At 62.7% G+C, this 16,605-nt stretch carries 16 protein-coding genes; 8 read left to right on the top strand and 8 right to left on the bottom strand.

The window, feature by feature from the left end:
* Positions 1–29 precede the first annotated feature (29 nt).
* The gene (locus tag P0204_RS00820) at positions 30–776 is read left to right on the top strand and encodes an MBL fold metallo-hydrolase (RefSeq protein ID WP_276220974.1); all 747 of its coding nucleotides are present in this window, start codon (positions 30–32) and stop codon (positions 774–776) included.
* On the opposite strand, the gene P0204_RS00815 is transcribed toward P0204_RS00820, so the two are convergent.
* Together P0204_RS00815 and P0204_RS00810 are read right to left on the bottom strand one after the other, a co-directional pair.
* Positions 777–2,090, bottom strand: coding sequence for a hypothetical protein (locus P0204_RS00815; RefSeq protein ID WP_276220973.1), 1,314 nt, complete (start codon positions 2,088–2,090; stop codon positions 777–779).
* Positions 2,087–2,668 carry a hypothetical protein gene (locus P0204_RS00810; RefSeq protein WP_276220971.1) on the bottom strand — a complete coding sequence of 194 codons (582 nt, stop codon included), beginning with the start codon at positions 2,666–2,668 and terminating at the stop codon, positions 2,087–2,089. The genes P0204_RS00815 and P0204_RS00810 overlap by 4 nt, the downstream gene beginning before the upstream one ends.
* Before the next feature lie 93 nt (positions 2,669–2,761).
* Between P0204_RS00810 and P0204_RS00805 the strand changes: the two genes are divergently transcribed.
* Complete coding sequence (locus tag P0204_RS00805) at positions 2,762–3,217, top strand: DUF7992 family protein (RefSeq protein WP_276220969.1); 456 nt, start codon at positions 2,762–2,764, stop codon at positions 3,215–3,217.
* Between the two features lie 46 nt (positions 3,218–3,263).
* Positions 3,264–3,443: an HEWD family protein gene (locus P0204_RS00800; RefSeq protein WP_276220968.1), complete on the top strand. Its 180-nt coding sequence runs from the start codon at positions 3,264–3,266 to the stop codon at positions 3,441–3,443.
* A 75-nt stretch (positions 3,444–3,518) separates the two neighbouring features.
* Here P0204_RS00800 and P0204_RS00795 read toward each other — a convergent pair whose 3' ends face one another.
* On the bottom strand, positions 3,519–6,419 hold the full coding sequence (locus tag P0204_RS00795) for an oligosaccharyl transferase, archaeosortase A system-associated (protein ID WP_276220967.1): 2,901 nt from the start codon (positions 6,417–6,419) through the stop codon (positions 3,519–3,521).
* A gap of 94 nt (positions 6,420–6,513) precedes the next feature.
* Between P0204_RS00795 and aglG the strand changes: the two genes are divergently transcribed.
* Together aglG and P0204_RS00785 are read left to right on the top strand one after the other, a co-directional pair.
* Positions 6,514–7,449, top strand: coding sequence for a glucosyl-dolichyl phosphate glucuronosyltransferase (gene aglG, locus P0204_RS00790; RefSeq protein ID WP_276220966.1), 936 nt, complete (start codon positions 6,514–6,516; stop codon positions 7,447–7,449).
* A gap of 3 nt (positions 7,450–7,452) precedes the next feature.
* Positions 7,453–8,592 (top strand): glycosyltransferase, encoded by a 1,140-nt coding sequence (locus tag P0204_RS00785; protein ID WP_276220965.1) that lies wholly within the window; start codon positions 7,453–7,455, stop codon positions 8,590–8,592.
* Here the strand turns inward: P0204_RS00785 and P0204_RS00780 are convergent.
* Together P0204_RS00780 and P0204_RS00775 are read right to left on the bottom strand one after the other, a co-directional pair.
* Complete coding sequence (locus P0204_RS00780; RefSeq protein WP_276220964.1) at positions 8,589–10,007, bottom strand: oligosaccharide flippase family protein; 1,419 nt, start codon at positions 10,005–10,007, stop codon at positions 8,589–8,591. The two genes, P0204_RS00785 and P0204_RS00780, sit on opposite strands and share 4 nt — an antisense overlap.
* Positions 10,008–10,118: 111 nt before the next feature.
* Positions 10,119–11,174 (bottom strand): glycosyltransferase, encoded by a 1,056-nt coding sequence (locus P0204_RS00775; protein WP_276220962.1) that lies wholly within the window; start codon positions 11,172–11,174, stop codon positions 10,119–10,121.
* A 456-nt stretch (positions 11,175–11,630) separates the two neighbouring features.
* On the opposite strand from P0204_RS00775, the gene P0204_RS00770 reads away from it, so the two are divergent.
* Positions 11,631–12,746: a glycosyltransferase gene (locus P0204_RS00770; protein ID WP_276220961.1), complete on the top strand. Its 1,116-nt coding sequence runs from the start codon at positions 11,631–11,633 to the stop codon at positions 12,744–12,746.
* A gap of 104 nt (positions 12,747–12,850) precedes the next feature.
* Here P0204_RS00770 and P0204_RS00765 read toward each other — a convergent pair whose 3' ends face one another.
* Positions 12,851–13,927, bottom strand: a complete 1,077-nt coding sequence (locus tag P0204_RS00765; RefSeq protein ID WP_276220960.1) for a glycosyltransferase family 4 protein — start codon at positions 13,925–13,927, stop codon at positions 12,851–12,853.
* Positions 13,928–14,255: 328 nt separating this feature from the next.
* Here P0204_RS00765 and aglJ point away from each other — a divergent pair, with 328 nt between their 5' ends.
* The gene (gene aglJ / locus P0204_RS00760) at positions 14,256–15,263 is read left to right on the top strand and encodes an S-layer glycoprotein N-glycosyltransferase AglJ (RefSeq protein WP_276220959.1); all 1,008 of its coding nucleotides are present in this window, start codon (positions 14,256–14,258) and stop codon (positions 15,261–15,263) included.
* Positions 15,264–15,280: 17 nt separating this feature from the next.
* Here aglJ and P0204_RS00755 read toward each other — a convergent pair whose 3' ends face one another.
* A complete protein-coding gene (locus P0204_RS00755; protein ID WP_276220956.1) occupies positions 15,281–15,607 on the bottom strand; it encodes a DUF5789 family protein in 327 nt (108 codons plus the stop codon).
* An 83-nt stretch (positions 15,608–15,690) separates the two neighbouring features.
* Positions 15,691–16,035 (bottom strand): winged helix-turn-helix transcriptional regulator, encoded by a 345-nt coding sequence (locus P0204_RS00750; RefSeq protein WP_276220954.1) that lies wholly within the window; start codon positions 16,033–16,035, stop codon positions 15,691–15,693.
* Positions 16,036–16,171: 136 nt separating this feature from the next.
* Here P0204_RS00750 and P0204_RS00745 point away from each other — a divergent pair, with 136 nt between their 5' ends.
* A complete protein-coding gene (locus tag P0204_RS00745; protein WP_276220952.1) occupies positions 16,172–16,591 on the top strand; it encodes a DoxX family membrane protein in 420 nt (139 codons plus the stop codon).
* The last annotated feature ends 14 nt before the right edge of the window (positions 16,592–16,605 follow it).

Below are 16,605 nucleotides of genomic sequence, written 5' to 3'. Positions count from 1 at the left end.
GTATGCCGGTGGTGGGAGTACCGGCTGGCATGACCATCCGACACGACGGGATCACCGCCGAGTGGCTCGGCTACGCGACACTGCGTCTGGAAGGAAGCGACACGGTCGTCTACCTCGATCCGGGACGGTACGGCGTTCTGACCGGCGAGTGGGAGCCCGACACCCCGGGGGCTGGTCACCCGCCCGCCCGGGAGTACCGGCCCGAAGACGGCGACATCGTCTGTGTCACCCACGTCCACCACTACGATCCCGACGGAATCCGGCGCGTCGCAAGCGAGGACGCGACGGTCGTCGCCTTCGAGGGGATCGACGTCCACCGCTCGGACCGCGACCTCGACCGTCTGTCAGAGCTACCCTACGACGTCCGCACCGTCTCGATGGAGGCCGACCTCCTCGTCGACGACGTACCGATCTGGACGATGCCGGCGTACAACTACGAGGACGGCCCCAACACCGACGCCGACGGGACCCCCTACCATCCGAAGGGAATCGGCTGTGGCTTCCTGCTGTCGGTCGACGGCACCCGAGTGTTCTGGCCGGGCGACTCGGACGTGCTGGACGGACACGCCGAACTGGACGTCTCGCTGTTCGTCCCGTCGATCGCACAGAACTACACGATGGACCGCCACGCCGCGGCCGACCTCGCCGAGGAACTGGACCCCGACCTCGTCTTGCCGATTCACTACAACACCTTCGCCAATCTGGCAGCCGACTCCGGCGCGTTCGCCCAGGACGTCGCGAAACGGGGTGTCCCGGTCGTCCTCGACGAGCGCTGACTACTCCGCAGCCGATCGAAGGAGGTGTGTCAGTTCCCGGGTCGTCTCGGCCGTCGCTCGCGCGTACTGCTCGACGTACCAGTACTGCGCGAAGAGCACGTATCCGCGGTCGGTCCCGTTCTCCACGTCCAGGTCTGCCTGACTGAGTTCCGTGTATGCCGGCGTAATCGTCAGTGTCGCGACCGGAGCCACACCGGAGTCGGTCGCCTTCCGGTAGGCGTGGATCGCCCGCTCACGGGCGTTCGCAATCTCGCCGACAGACGGATCGCTCGGAACCGACGGAGCGGCGTCACCCCCGCCCTCACCGATCTGGCGCGAGACCGTCGAGAGCACCCGCAGGGCAGTGCGTCGCTGTGCGGCGTATCTGACTGCATCCGCGTAACCGCCCTCGCCGATCCGGTCGAGGAGTTCGCCGTTCGTGTAGTTGCGTGCGGTTTCTGCCGCGAGGTTGTGCAGGTGGTCTGCGGGCGAGTCCACCGCGTCCCGGTCGACCGGGAGCGTATCGGCGGCCAGAACGGACTCGAACCGTGCTGCCTGGTCGCGAGTCCGACGGCGGAGCCAGGTCGCGGTCGCCATCAGCGCTGGCCGGTACCGGCCCGTCGATCGGTCCGCCAGCCGGTTCCGGAACTGTTCGGCGTCGTCTATCACCGCCGCCGATCTCTCTAGTTTCCCCGCAATGTACCCGACACGTTCCGGGGCAGCCACGGCCGAATCGGGGAACAGCGGCCAGGGCTCCAGTTCGTGGACCGCCCGATCGAGGAGCCCCTCCAGTTCGGCGTTCGCGGCGACGGCGTCGACGGGACCGTCACCCCGATACTCCCAGGCTGCTCGGAACGCCGCCAGCCGGTCCCGAAGGTCGTCCCGCTGTGCAGTGATCTGCCGGCGTTCGATCGCGTCGATCGCCGCCAGCGACAGTCCCCTGAGTTCGCCAGCCTGACCGCGGATCTCTCGGAGAGTGGCGAGCCGACGGTATGCCGGTTTCTCCTCTTCTATCGATTTGAGCCGTTCGGACAGCGCCTCCCGACGTTCGCGGATCTCCCGGGCGATTGCCTCGTTAGGCACCGACGGCTGGGTCGGGACAGCGTCGATCTGTGTCCGAATCCGGTCACGGTGGGCCTGTAACTGGGCCTGCGGGACGGTGAACGGGAACTCGGCCCGATCCGGAAGCGACGTGTCGTCCAGAACCTGTCCGAGTCTGTCCCGGTCGTACGACCGGCTACCGTCGCCACCCGACAGCGCAGAACAGCCGGTCAGGGCGACCAGAGAGCCACCGACACCGGCGAGGACAGCTCGGCGGGACCGCTCTTCGGTCACGTGGTGTCACCCGTCGTCGTCCGGAGCGGCCCGAGTTGCGGCCGACACTGTGATCCGACAGTGGCGGCCAGTTCGTCGTCCGATACGTCGGTCGTCCGGACTCTGAGCGCCACCGCGCCGCTACGCCTGCGGTCCGTCCGACACGCGACATCGGCCGGTCGTCGGGGGATACAGAGTTCCGCCCTGAGTTCGTCCGGGCGGCGTCGGACAGTCTGGACGCCGAGTCGGCGACACTCCGGAAAGGTTCGCTGGAACAGTGCAACCGAACTGTCGTCGAACGACGTGGCATCGACGAACGCCGAAAGCCGTTCCCCCCGGTCAGTAAACCGGATGTCGTCGCGATCGCTCGGAGCAGTGAGCAACACCTGCTGATCGGACCGGTCGGCGTCCGGCAAGCGAAAGAGCGGCTGCTCTCCGGGGACGTGGACGACCCGCTGCTCGTAGTTCCGGACGGGATCGCCGGGCGGTGGCGGCTCGTCTGTCTCTGTCGACTGACCGAATCCGCTACAGCCGGCGAGAGCGACACTGCCCACTCCTGCCGTCGCTCTGAGGAGGGTGCGTCGGGACCAGGGGACCATGACTGCGGGTTGTCGGCCCGGGTCGTAAACCGTTTCCCTCTGTCCGTTGCGATCGGCGCGGTGATTTATCCCAGTCGGCCCCGAAGTCCGGGTATGACACTCGACGTACCGACACCGGAGCCTCCGGCGCTCAGCCCGGCGGCCGGGACCGACGAGTACGACGACGTATCGGTCGATGGCGACGACTACCGCCGAGAGGAACTGGCGACTGCCCTGGAGGACGGTGCCTGGGCGCAGGCCTTCGACGAGTGGGCCGCCGACACGGTTCTCGACGCCGAGGCGTGGACTATCGTCCGCGACCTCGAACTGATCGCCGAGTTCGACTTCTTCTGGGATTCCTTTGCCGGCCGCGTCGGCTACCACGCGCCCGGGCTCCCGGAGAACTGGCGCGAACGGGAGCTCCATCCGGAACTCGGCTCCTGGGAGACGGTCTCGGGGATCAACGCCGCGCTGACCGAACTGGGACAGACCGTCTGTGACGTCCTCGCCGAGGACTACCTCGACTGGGAAGCCGATGAAGTCGTCGACGACGACCTGCCGGAGTTCTGAGTTCGTGACCGGCACGCTGATAATCACCGCCGTACTGTCATCGACTATGGCAGAGATCGAACCGCCCCGCGAGCGGACGTGTGAACGATGTGGACGACACGACGTCTGGGACGACGAACTGGTCAACTGGGCAATCACCACCGAAGACGGTGAGAAACAGGCCGGAAACCCCCACTGTCTCCACGAGTGGGACATCAACGGGAATTTCAACCCGCTGACGAGCTGAGTCGCTTCCGGGACACGTCTTCGCCCGACAGAGTGCAATAAGACGTAGAAGAGAAATCGGGGTATCGGCGAGCGTTCAGTTTTCTGCTGGGACAGCACCGGGGGAGAGCGAGCCGGTACTGGCGTCCTGGGGCTGTTGCCTGGTGAGTTCGACCGTCGAGGCCGTCTCGTTCTCGCCGATGACCTGCCCCTCGGTCACGTGCGTCGTCCCGGTTGACCGGACGACAGTCCGGTTCTGCAACGTGACGGCGCGGAACTGGTAGGGACCCTCCGCACGGACGCTGACGTTCGTGTGGCCGTCGGCGGGGCCGTACTCGTCGTAGCCGGTCGTCGAGTACGGAACCGTCGTCTCGAAGTTCCCGTTCTCGTCAGTCTGGACTGTTTGCCGGTAGGTGAACGTCTCGTCGGTCTGGGTGTTGCGCATCGGGACGCTGACCTGGACGACCGTGTTGGCCGGTCCGGTCCCTTCGATGGTCCCACCGGGGACGCGCTCGAAGATCTTCGTCCACGTCGGCGAGTTCTGGTGCATCAGGTTGGCGATCTGGTCGGGCGTACAGTAGTTCGACCCGCCGATCGGAGCCGAGGTCTGGTTGGCGCCACAGGTGTCGCTGGCCGGCTGCACGGGCAAGCGGAGCCCCTGTGCCTCCGTGAGGATCGCACGGTTGTGTTCGGAGGACTCGTAGGCCGTCCGGTCGCTGGAGCCGACATAGCGGTAGTGTTTCAGTGCCGGGACCCGCTGGCTCGGGACCGTCCCGACACCGCCCACCTGTGCGGTGCCGTCTTGCTGGACGTAGTTCTCCGCGGCACTCATATTGGAGAACGTCCGGATCGGCGTCTCGGCTGGCACACGGCGGGACTGCCCGTTCGCCGTCGAACGCTCCCAGTCGACGACGATCGGCTGAGCGTTGACCGCGCTCCCGTGGTACTCGTAGAGCCGGACGACAGTGCTGTTGTAGTAGTCCTGGGTCCGGTAGTGGAAGAAGAAGTTCCCGTTCCCGGCGACGATGGGACGGTAGTAGTCCGACTGGTTCGAGTCGTCGTCGAACTGTGGCGGTGCGAAGAACTTCCCGCCGTAGCCGGTGCCGGCCTTGACCTGCGTCATCTTCCAGTCGACGGCCACGTACTCCGTCCGGGCGTCGTCCTCGTCGTACGTTTCGAGGACCTCGTCGGCCTCACTCTCGTTTTGGGCCAACAGGAAGTTCGCAGCCACGTCGGTCCCTTGCTGGAACGGATTGGCGTTCGGGATCCGCTCTGCGCGGGTCGTGATCCAGTGCCCGTAGTCCCACCAGGAGAGGACACCGTAATCACCGGTCTGGTAGTCGAAGTCCTCGCGGTTCTTGTAGGTGCCGTAGTAGTCGAGCGACTGTTCATCGCCGGTGTCGTAGGCGCCGACGGCGGGAGTGTTTCCCTCCATCCACTGGAGGCTGTCGTCCCAGTTCTCGATACCCTGTCCCGGGCCAGCGGAACTCCCGTAGTCCATCGGCGTCGGGGCGACGACGAGCAACGGAGCGACGACGACAACGAGCAGCGAGATGACTGTCAACACTTCGTACGGGGCGATATCGCCGTCACCGGAGAGATCAACCCAGCTGACCAGCCGACCGACGAGCAGCCCGGTGATCGCACCGACCGGGAATATCAGGTAGTAGGCGAACCGGCCCTGGGTAAACGTCGCGGCCAACAGGAAGACGCCCCAGATCGCCACCAGCAGTTCCTCACCGTCGGGGTCACTGGCGAGGAACTGCTCGGCGACGATCGCGACGACGCCGATCGCGGCGATAAAGACGGTGAGCCCATACTGCGGGTAGAGATCGTTGGGGTTGTACGGCTGTGCTTCCCCGACGGTGCCGGCGGTCGGGCTGACCGAGAACCCGATGACGCGCAGGACGTTGTCGACGAAGAAGCTGAACAGGTCCGGGGTCACCACGGCGGCCACCGCGGCCAGGACACCGATGATACCGAAGACGGTCACCGGGTAGAGAGTCGTATCCAGGGACTCCCGATCGAAGTACCGGGCGAGCCACGCCATGAACGCACAGCCACCGGCGACCGCGAAGGCCAGGCCGGGCTGGAGCAGCGAGTGTCGCGTCGCGCTGACAGTCAGCGTATCTAAGCTCACGAGCGTGAGTACCCCCGTCGTTGCCAGTGCGATCGTCCCGACGATCGCGGTGTGTTCCGGGCTCTGCCCACGGACGAACTCGATGATGAGACGCAGGAGGAAGAACGTCCCGAGAATACCGATCAGGAGGACACCCGGCGGCCACGTCCAGAGATACGTCGCGACGGCGAACCCGCTCAGCACGGACCACAGCACCGTCGATCGGAGGGCGTCGATGTCACGGTCGACGAACTGCTCGAACACTGGCTTGTCACGGTTCGCAGCACTGATCGCGACCATCATACCGAGGACGGCGGTCGTCTGGAGGAACGCCTCGGCGACGTGGTGGTCGAAGGTGCCGACGAGACTGCGGCCGAGGAAGGCACCGGCCGAAAGTGCCAGGACCAGGACAGCGGTCACGCCGCCTAGTCGACCGGCCAGGCGCCGCCCCATCACGTACATCGGGATCGCGGCCAGCGTACCGAGGACTGCCGGGAAGAACAGCGCGACCATCGCGATCGTACTCTCGCTGGGTGATCCGAGTCCGACGATCAGCGCGAGTGTCGCGGCGACCTGATCGAACAGCGTCCCGAACTGGCCCGGCGAGGAGCCGATCGGGAACTGGGTCCACGGATCGAACGGCATCGTACCCGGCCAGTTCCGGACCGTATACACCGTCGTCCGGTAGTGGTACCAGGGGTCGTTCCCCGAGAACAGCACTTCACCGTCGACGATGAAGTTCTGCCAGCTACGCACACGATTCCACAGCATGAACCCGAGCAACGCCAAGAGGACAGGGACGTGGTACCACCGCTCGACCTTGTCCAGGGCAGCCTCGAGTTCGGGGTTATCCTCGAATTGGCCCCGCCATTGACTCATTGGACGGAAAGACTGGCATGTCGCGCATAAGCCTTTTGACCTTCGCCGAGGAGGGATGGAAACGCCTAAAACGACCCGTGGCACACCTGCGAGCATGCGTGTCTCGGTCGTCGTCTGTACGCACGCGATGGACCGGTACACTGACTGTTACGAGGCCGCCCGGAGCGTGCTCGACCAGTCCCACGACGACGTCGAACTCGTGTTGGTCTCCGACGGCGACGAGGCCATCGCCGACCGGTTCGAAGACGACTTCGGCGACCGAACGGATGTCCGGGTCCACTGCAACGACGAGAACGTCGGGCTGGCGGTCAGCCGCAACAACGGCGCCGCGGTGGCGACCGGGGATGTCGTCGCCTTCCTCGACGACGACGCAATCGCCGACCGGGAGTGGGTCGCCGAACTGGTCGACGTCTACCAGCGCGAGGACGTCCCAGCCGTCGGGGGCAAACAAGTACCTAGATGGGTCGCCGGAAAGCCCGCGTTCCTCCCGGCGGAGTTCTACTGGCTGATCGGGGTTACACACCTGGGCTTTGGCCCCGACGGCGACCCGGACGAGCCCGGCGAAGTCCGCAACACGTTCGGGTCGAACATCTCCTTCCGGATGGATATCTTCGAGGAGCTGGGTGGTTTCGAGAAGGAGATCGGCGGCCGGAGAGGGGACAAGAACCTCCAGGGCGAGGAGACGGAGTTCTGTGCCCGACTGAAAGCGGCGTCCGGCTACGGTGTCTACTACAACCCCGACGCGGTCATCGCCCACAAGATATTCGACTACCGGACCGACCCCGGGTGGCTGATCGACCGGGCGTTCTGGCAGGGCTACTCCAAGCGTGGGATGGAGGTGTTGGTCCCCGAATCGACGGGCGACGAGTCGGAGTTCCTCTCCTCGCTGCTGTTCGACTCCGTGCCGAACCGCCTCGACGGTATCGTTCGGTCGCCGTCGGTCGCGGGCGTCCTCCAACTGCTCTTCCTGTTCGTCCTGACCGGTGCGGTCGGGGCCGGCTACCTCTACGGGACGACGGTGTGGAGGTGACCGATGGCCGAAGAACTCCCGGACGTCTGTGTGGTCACGCATCCACTGGCTGCAGCCGGAGAGAACGCCACGCGGAGTCTGCTCGATATTCTCGCCGCGATCACTGGTGTCGCCCTGGTGACCGCCGATCTCCCAGCGGACTCGGAGATCCGGGACACACGCGAAGTCGTCGAACTCACACGGAAGGGAGCGGGTGACTCGGTCGCCGTCGCTGCCGGTCGCTTTCTCCTGAACCAACTCCGGATGTGTCGCGTCCTGGCCGACCGCGACGAAGAGGTCGTGTTGTTCTACGGCGCAACGTCGTACGTCCTCCCGATCCTGGCAGCGCGGCTCCTGGGGAAGACCGTACTCGTCGAACCCCGTGGAGACGTCCCCCTGACCCTCCGGTTGACCTGGGAACAGCGACTGCCGTCCCCGGTCGCGCGGACGCTCGCTGGCCTCGTCCGGCTGTTAGAGCGGACCGGCTTCGCGCTCGCGGACGGCGTCGTCACCTACACGCCCGAGATGGCCAGAGAGCTCGACCTCCACCCGGAAGCGCCCGACGTCTACCCGACCGGCGCTCGTTACGTCAGGACCGACGAGTTCGACATCGAGACGCCCTACGACGAGCGCGATCGCGTCGTTGGATTCCTCGGTCGGCTCGACGAGGAGAAGGGTATCCGCGAACTCGCCGCGGTCGCCCGGGACCTCCCCGAGGATATCACGTTCCGGTTCATCGGTGACGGCGACCTCCGGGAGTGGCTCGAAGCCGAACTCGCCGACGAGATCGCGGCCGGTCGCGTCGAACTCACCGGCTGGGTCGACCACGACGACGTCCCCGAACAATTGAACGACCTCTCCGTGCTCGTGTTACCATCACAGCCGACCGAGGGGTTGCCGACGACGATCCTGGAGGCGCTGGCCTGCGGGACGCCGGTGCTGGCGTCGCCGGTCTCGGGCGTCCCCGACGTGGTTCGGGACGGCGAGACGGGGTTTCTCGTCGAGTCCCGCGAACCGGGACAACTGCGGACCACCATCGAAGCGATCCTCGACCGAAACGATCTGAGAGCAGTCAGTGCGCGAGGGCGGGAGCTGATCGAGTCGACGTACAGCTTCGAGTCCGCGTGTGATCGCTATCGGTCGATTTTACAAGAACTCGATTAGAGATCGGCGACCCGCAACAGTTTCTCCCGGATCGGCGATGAAATCGCGAGCAAGAGGGAGCCATAGACGGCCGCTCCAACAAATACCAGGCCAACAGCACTCAACAGCGTGTCCGGAACGAACAGTGTGAGAGTGTAGACGACCGCCGTCATGACGACACTCGAAACGATCTGTTTCCCGATGCCGGTTACGGGGAACGGGATATCCCCGATTTCAGCCGAGAGAGCGACCCATCCCGCGGCAAAGTAAATACAACTCGAAAGCAGTGTTGCGATCGCTGCTCCGTACCAGCCGAGCCCGTACTGATCGAAGACGAATACGAGCGAGATATTGAGCACGAGGTTCGCCGAGATGAACAGCGCATTGATCCTGAACGTACGCTGTGGATAATCGAGACCGTTGAGCGCGTTGATTGCCTGCCGTCCGAACGTGTGCATGGTCCGTGCCAAGATCAGGACTAACAGGATGAGTGCACCACGTGAAAACTCTGCCCCGTACACACGGAGGAGCTGGTCACCGATCACTGCACCCCCGAACAGCCCGGGGATGAGGAAGATCCCGGTAAACAGCAAACTATCCGAGATCAGTTCGCGCGCCTTCGAGATCCGCCCGTCGCTCCCGAGCTGACTCAGCTCGGGAAAGAGAGTGGACGATATCGACTTCCCCGCCAGCGCGAGGAAACCAGTCAGCGTCCAGACGGCCGTGTAGATGCCGATGAAATCATCGGTGACAAAATAGCCGAGTACCAGTAAATCTAACCAGTTGATCGCCACACCCTCCACGTTGCTCAACCAGGAATACTGCGTGAACCGGCGAAGGTCGCCGAACTCCGATAGGGACGGTATCGTGAGTCGCTCGCGCAGGAGATACAACCCGACCATCGCAATCGCGGCCATCGAGAGAACATGCCCGTAGACGAGGCTGAGTAGCATCGCACCGCCGAGAGCGAAACCGATCTGAGCGAGCAACCGGATGATACTTTCGAGCGTGTTGAGCCACCCCGAGAGCGCAACCCGTTTCGCCCCTTCGATTCCGCCCCGGGTTATATCGAGGAACATGTTTGTCGCCAGTAACAAGAAGGCGAGAGCCGCGACTTCTACCCCGAAATACTCGTTTATTCGCGTTTCGAAGAGGTAGATCACCAGTCCGACAGCGGTGCCGTATCCCAATATCGTGAGGGCGCCGGCAGCGAAGTGACCGGTTACAGCCTCCGATTCCGACATCCGTTTCGAGACGGCAGTCCGGATACTGTTTCCGGGGAGTTTGACCCAAAAGAGAACCGCCAGTAGTTCCGAATAGATGCCGAGACCGCTCGCACCGAAGTACTGGGCGGCGAACAACGTCGTTCCGAACCCGGCTATCGATCTGACGACCTGCGAAGCGAAATGTAGTACCGCACTCCGGTCTCGACGCATGGATAGATCAGGGCAGTGTGCTCTCGAGAACCCGCAGTACGTTACGAACGAATCCAGTGAGACGTATCGAGTGTCCGCTACCGGGTGACATTGTTTGAGTTAGATTCTGATTTAGCGGGGCTGCCCCGTCGAGCGATCCCGGGCTCCGAGCCGTCTGTAAACGTCGAGATGTGTCTCGATGGCACTGTCCAAGGTAAGATCCATCTCCTCCATCGTCTGAAAGCCACGGTTCACTTGCGATTGGTAGTACTCCGGATCAGACATCAGTTCGTCGACGGTTTCCAGAACGGCTTGCGGGTCCCGATCTGCCCAGACGTACGTCCCACGGTTCTTAAAAATTTTCTCAATTTTTCCGGATGCAGTCGTTATTACTGGGGTTCCACACGCGATCGATTCCAGACCGACATTCGACGTGACATCGTATTTCCGAGTCGCGGCAGTGACGTCAGCGATATTGTAGAGACGAGGCATCGATTTGTTGTCGACGAATCCCTCGAAGATCAGGTCCGAGCGGTCACGAAACCGCTCTTCGAGTGGTCCGGCGCCAGCGACAATATACTGAATACTGTCGTCGTCCCGTGTCATCCGAGCCATCTCGTCGATGACCGCGGCACCCTGACCCTCGGTCAGCTCACCGACATAGAGGACCACGGTCTGTTCACTGTCAATACCCCGTTCAGATCGGAGTTGGTCGATACGTTCGGGCTCGTATTGATAAAACTGGGATCGGTCAATCGTAGCTGTGACACTCGCCGTAGTGTACCCTAGTTGTTCCCACTGTCGCTCGTCTTCTTGTTTTTGTATCTTGACACTGATACCGAGGAACCGACCCAGAACGCGATGAAAGAGCGAGTTTTGGATCCCCGGGCCGACGCCGGCAACCAGCGGACCGAGATACGCCAGTCGGACGAACAGCACCTGATAGATATTGATCGGAACGTGTACGATGTCGACATCACTGAACGCTCCTCTCGCTTTCAGGAACGTGTCGATGGGGTTCCGGATGTCGATCTCCGTTACTTCGGCATCAGCGGTGACGACAGCAGGTTCGTTGGTGAGGACGACTACGTCACACTCAGATCGGTTGGCTACTCCGTTGATTATATCCGCCGCGCGGGTACGTGGACCCGTCCCCGAGAGTCGGTAGCAAAAATAGCCGATCTTCATACGGTCCGAAATCTCGATGATAGCAAAAAGGTTCGGATATGGACAGCGACTCTGTCCTCCACAGCGAAGGGCTGACCGGCTACTGTCGCGGTAGGCGGGGGATCGCTCCTGCCGAGCACTCAGCAAGTGGCTGTTGAAACGATTGGTAGTGATTCTTGTAGCGATGTACCGGTACGCGCCGCCCCGGTGTCGGCGCGATCCGGAGTCAATCGACAATAATCACTGTGAAACCGACCGCGCTGTTGTCGTGTGGTCGGGAGTAGAGTGTGTTTCAACGGCCGATATAGATCCATATGTTTATCTGGACCGCAAATGTTCCTCCGGTACGCAGCTACAGTCCCATTGAAACGTAAAATCTCCCTGATCGCACTGCCGCCGTACAACCGGTGTGGAAACCGCCCCGGTCGGTCCTTCGAGCGCTGTTAGAATAGTCGGAACCACCTATCGTAATCCACCATGAGAATAGCGGTCGCCTACGAGAAGTTCGCTACAGCACAGTCAGGCGGGGCACGTGAATCCCTCCTGACACTGTTAGCCGGTATCAGCGATCATCGTGATATCACGGTCGACGTGTACCAGACACCGCCCGTTGACGACCTACCGGAGACAGCATACGACTACACGATCAACGAGAAGCCACTGACGACGGTCCCGAAATTGACCTGGACCGATCAAGTCTGTACGCGGTTCCAGTGGCGTCGTTACTTTCACTCAGCACTCGATCCTGAGACTGACCTCCTGTGGACACAGAACCAGTTGGCTCCGGCCTCGGTGGCTGTCGCAGCGGAGATGGATATTCCGTCGCTATTCTTCGTGAGGAGTATGGCACTGACGGGCTACGAGAAGTACGACGCCACACGCGGTGTCCTCTCCAATCTGTTACGGACAGATCTGGGTGGCCGGATCCAGTTCCCGTTTCTGTGGCAGAACTTTCGCGAGTACCGGCGCGCGGCGCGTACGGCGACAGTGACGATCGCGAACAGTTCACATACCGCCGGGCAGATATCGGAGCTGTTCGGGGTTGATACCGAAGTCGTCTATCCGCCCATCGAACTGGACGAGTATCGCGTCGAGTACGATCCTGACGGCGCTATCCTGATGGTGAATCCACGGGCGGAGTACAAGGGTGCGGATATCTTTCTCGATATCGCGAGCCAACTCCCGGATGAGCGGTTTCGTCTCGTCGGCCCGATCGCATCCTCGGAAATCGCCTCCAAGTCGAGGAAGATGGAGAACGTCTCGCACACCCAGTGGTGTGAGGATATGCGGACAGCGTACGCCGGCGCGAAGCTTGTTGTCGTGCCCTCCCGGTGGGAGGAGCCGTTCGGGCGTGTCCCGGCAGAGGCAATGGTGAGCGGTATCCCGTGTGTCGTGAGCGATCGCGGTGGGTTACCCGAGGTCGTCGGAGAGACTGGAGCAGTCGTTACCGATATCGAGTCGACTACGGCATGGATCGACGCGATAGAGCGTGCGCTGGCTGAGCACAGTCCAGTCGCCCAACAGAACCGGGTACAGAAGTTTTCCGCCGAAACACAGACCGAGACGCTTCGCAAAATAATCGACGGGCTGTAAGCTCCTCGCGACGGCTAACACGGCCGGATACACACGGTACCGTTGTTCCGTACGAGGAAAACTCGCCAAGAGGGGATCGCCCGCGGTATGAATCGGTACTGAACTCACCTGATCGCTTCGTACAGGTCTCGATACTGTCGAGCGACAGCTTCGAGCGTGTAGTTCCGTTCGACGAGAGAGCGGCCAGCCGCTCCCAGTCGCGCTCTTCGATCAGCGTCACCCGATAACTGACACAGAACGTCGGCGAGGGAGTCGACATCAGTCGGATCGTGGAACATCGCGACGTCCTCGTAGGCCTCGACGAACGGCCCGATATCCGAAAACACACAGGCCGTTCCACTGGCGGCTGCCTCGATAGCGGCCATGCTGAACCCCTCCCACAGCGAGGGCATCGCGTACACGTCTAACTCGTGAAGCACGTGATACACCCGCTCTCTGTCCAGACGGCCGGGGAAGTGGACCGAGTCAGCGATCCCTTCACTGCGGGCGGTTTTTGACAGTGTCTCCCGGAGTGGCCCGTCCCCGACGATGACAAGCTCCATCTCCGCACCACGATCCCGTGCCCGTGAGACACCGCGGATCAGTGTCGCCTGGTTCTTCTGTTCTGTGAGCGATCCCACCGTCCCGACGAGCAAGGAGTCCGCTCCGATATTGACCGCGTCGTCGAGGCACCACTCCATCTCCTCGCTCGAGTCAATTGCGTCGATGTCGACACCGTTGGGGATGTACTCGATCTTGTCACTGTCGAGGATTCGGTTCTCCCACCCCCGGAAAGAGTCATGGACGGCTCGCGAGTTACAGACGACACGGGCCGCAAGCGGGTTTGTCAACCCGTTGGCGACGAGTCCCAACATCGGAAAGCCGTCTCGCGTGTTCCCTTCACGTGAGACCGACGGGACACCGTGATATCGGGCGAGGAGTTTGGCGTAGGCACCGGAGTGGTTGTGAGTGGTCTGGACGATATCGGAGTCGCGGACGACTTCGTTGGCCGCAGAGAGCGTCCGATAGTCGATTCCCGTCCGCGTGTCCGGTGCATCCAGATCGATTACGTCGACGAGTTCGTCACCGTAGAATCCCTCGGCGGTGAACCACGCAATGACCGTGACATCGACGTCCGTGTACCGTTGGAGTGCGACCGCGATATCCACCTCAGCGACGGTCTGATCGACCGCATTGACCACAAAACAGACGCGTACCGATCCCATTACAGAGTCGTATCACGTCGCCGTCCCCTCACGCTTTCGATCCGATACGAGGCCACTCGTACCGGTGGCTGTACCACGCTGAAGGTATCGCCACCCTCGGGTGGCGACTATCGGTCCGAACGTACAGCCAGCAGTCTCACTCTTCGACCAGTTGTCCCGAAGTGAGCCACAGGGGAACTGCTACTGCATCGTCCGGTCGTGGCGAGGGAGTGCCGGAGTCGTTCGATACCGCGTCGTCGTCGGAACTCCGTCGGAGCTACAGATACCCGTATTTATTTCACGCTCCGTAGATGAGGGTCGCGTAATGGCTGACCGCGACGACGTCTGTGTGCTGTTGCCGACCTACAACGAGGCCGCGACGATCGGGGCAGTCGTCAGTGGATTCCGCGAGGAGGGGTTCGAGAACGTCCTCGTTATCGACGGCGGGTCGTCCGACGATACCACAGATATCGCAGAATCCGCCGGGGCGCGCGTCGTCGAACAGGCCGGGAGCGGGAAAGGACAGGCCGTCCGGGAGGCAGTCCGGCGTCATATCGATGCGACGTACGTGTTGATGGCTGACGGTGACGAGACCTACCGGCCGGACGAGGCCGACCGGATGCTCGAACCGCTCTTCGACGGGCGAGCGGAACACGTCATCGGCAACCGCTTTGCGGACATGCAGCCGGGCGCGATGAGCCGCCTCAACCAGACCGGAAACAGGGTGATCAACTGGGCGTTCTCGGTGATCCACGGCCACCAGTACGTCGATATCCTCTCGGGCTATCGCGCCTTCACTCGGGAATCGTTCGAACAGCTCTCGCTGTCTTCGGACGGGTTCGGAATCGAGACGGAGATGGCAGTCGAGTGTGTCAAACACAGCGTCCGTGTCACCGTCGTCCCGATCACCTACGAGCCCCGTCCGGACGAGTCCGAGACCAACCTCAACCCGTTCCGGGACGGCGCGACGATCATCCTCACGCTCTACCGGATGGCCAAGACGAACAACCCGCTGTTTTACTTCGGTAGTGTCGGCTTCGGTTCGATCGGTCTCGGGATCGTGCTGGGCGCGTACGTCGCCTACGACTGGTTCGCCAACAGCATCTCCCACGAGGTGATCGCGATGGTGGGTGGTATCGCGATCGTGTTAGGGCTGCAGTTGCTGATGTTCGGTGTCCTCTCGGACATGATCGTCACGGTCAACCGCGAACAGACGCGACGGCTGGAGGATATCGCCAGAAAACTCTCGGAAGACTCCCAGCAGGCAGCGACCACCGACTCGGACGGACAGAACGAGGCGGAGACCGTCGCCGCCGGCAACGGCGAGGACTAGTCGGAACAGCCGGCAAATCAGAACGGGACGAGCGCGCGCAGTTGCGAGATGATACTGTTGCGCGTCGACTCCCGTTTGCGCTCGAACACCGGGTGCAATGCGTCCAGCAGTTCGTGCTCGTTGTCGAACCGTCGAACGCTGGTCTCCCCGAGAGCCTCCGCGACGGTGACCGTATGGCCGGCCGCGTCGAACGGGACCTCGACGTGGCCGGCGGCGTCACGGACCTCCTCGGCGGTGGCCGGATACGAGATCTCGATATCGGTCAGTCGAGCGTCGAGGGCGGCGATGCCGAACTCGATGACGTCGGGTTCGTCGGTGTCGTCGGCTGGTGGCCGTACTCCCATCAGTAGCTCGTTGTACGTACTCGGTGGAAAGTCCTGTGCTGTCGACGCATACTACCGGCAAGCACGGTGGATCGGGACCTGGCTCACTCCATACCAGGCGCAAGCCACTCGTCGGCCCAGTCCTCGATCTCCTCGAAGACGGGACAGAGCGACCGCCCCTTGTCCGTGAGCCGGTAGTAGGTCGCTACCGGTGCGTCCTCTTCGAGTCGGCGCTCGACGAACTCCATCTCCTGGAGGTCGTCGAGGACCCGCGACAGCGTCCGGGAACTCGCGTCGGTCGCTCGCTTGAGTTCGTTGAACCGGCGCTCGCCGTCCTGGAGTTCGTGGAGGACGACCAGCCGCCAGCGGGAGCCGATCTGGTCGAGCGATTCGATGACCGCACAGGGGCCGGTCTCGGCCTCCGATTCGTGGCGTAGTTGGGATGACATCGGTGATACCTGATTACCTCTATGTCCGGGAACCGATATATAGGTTCGGATGCGAACCAAGTAACGTAATGAAACCACACCTGCAGCACCGTCGTACCGACCTTCGATCGACCGCCAATCCGGAGGTGAGCGCCTGATGGCCTTCGAGACGGCCGGCGCGGCCGAACTGTTCCTGCTCGGTCGGCTCCTGTTCGGGGGCGTCCTCGCGTTCACGGGCCTGAATCACTTCCTGAACGACGAGCAGATGATCCCCTACGCAGACGCGAAGGGGCTACCCGCGCCCACCGCCGCTGTCTACGGGAGCGGCGGACTGCTCGTCGTGAGCGGTCTCCTCGTCGTTCTCGGGGCCTACCCCGTGATCGCCGCCGGTGCGCTGGCGACCTTCCTCGTCGGCTCGGCACTGACGATGCACAACTTCTGGGCGGTCCCCGAGGACCAGCAGCAAGACGAGATGACGCAGTTCCTGAAAAACGTCGCGCTGGCCGGCGGCGCGTTCGCGCTGCTGGCTGCCGCCGGAACTGCCTGGCCCTACAGCGTCGCTCTCGGACTGCTCTGAACGCCGCCGACATA

This window comes from Haloarcula halophila (genome assembly GCF_029278565.1).
GTDB lineage: Archaea > Halobacteriota > Halobacteria > Halobacteriales > Haloarculaceae > Haloarcula > Haloarcula halophila.
This window is presented reverse-complemented; position numbering and strand designations above follow the sequence as displayed.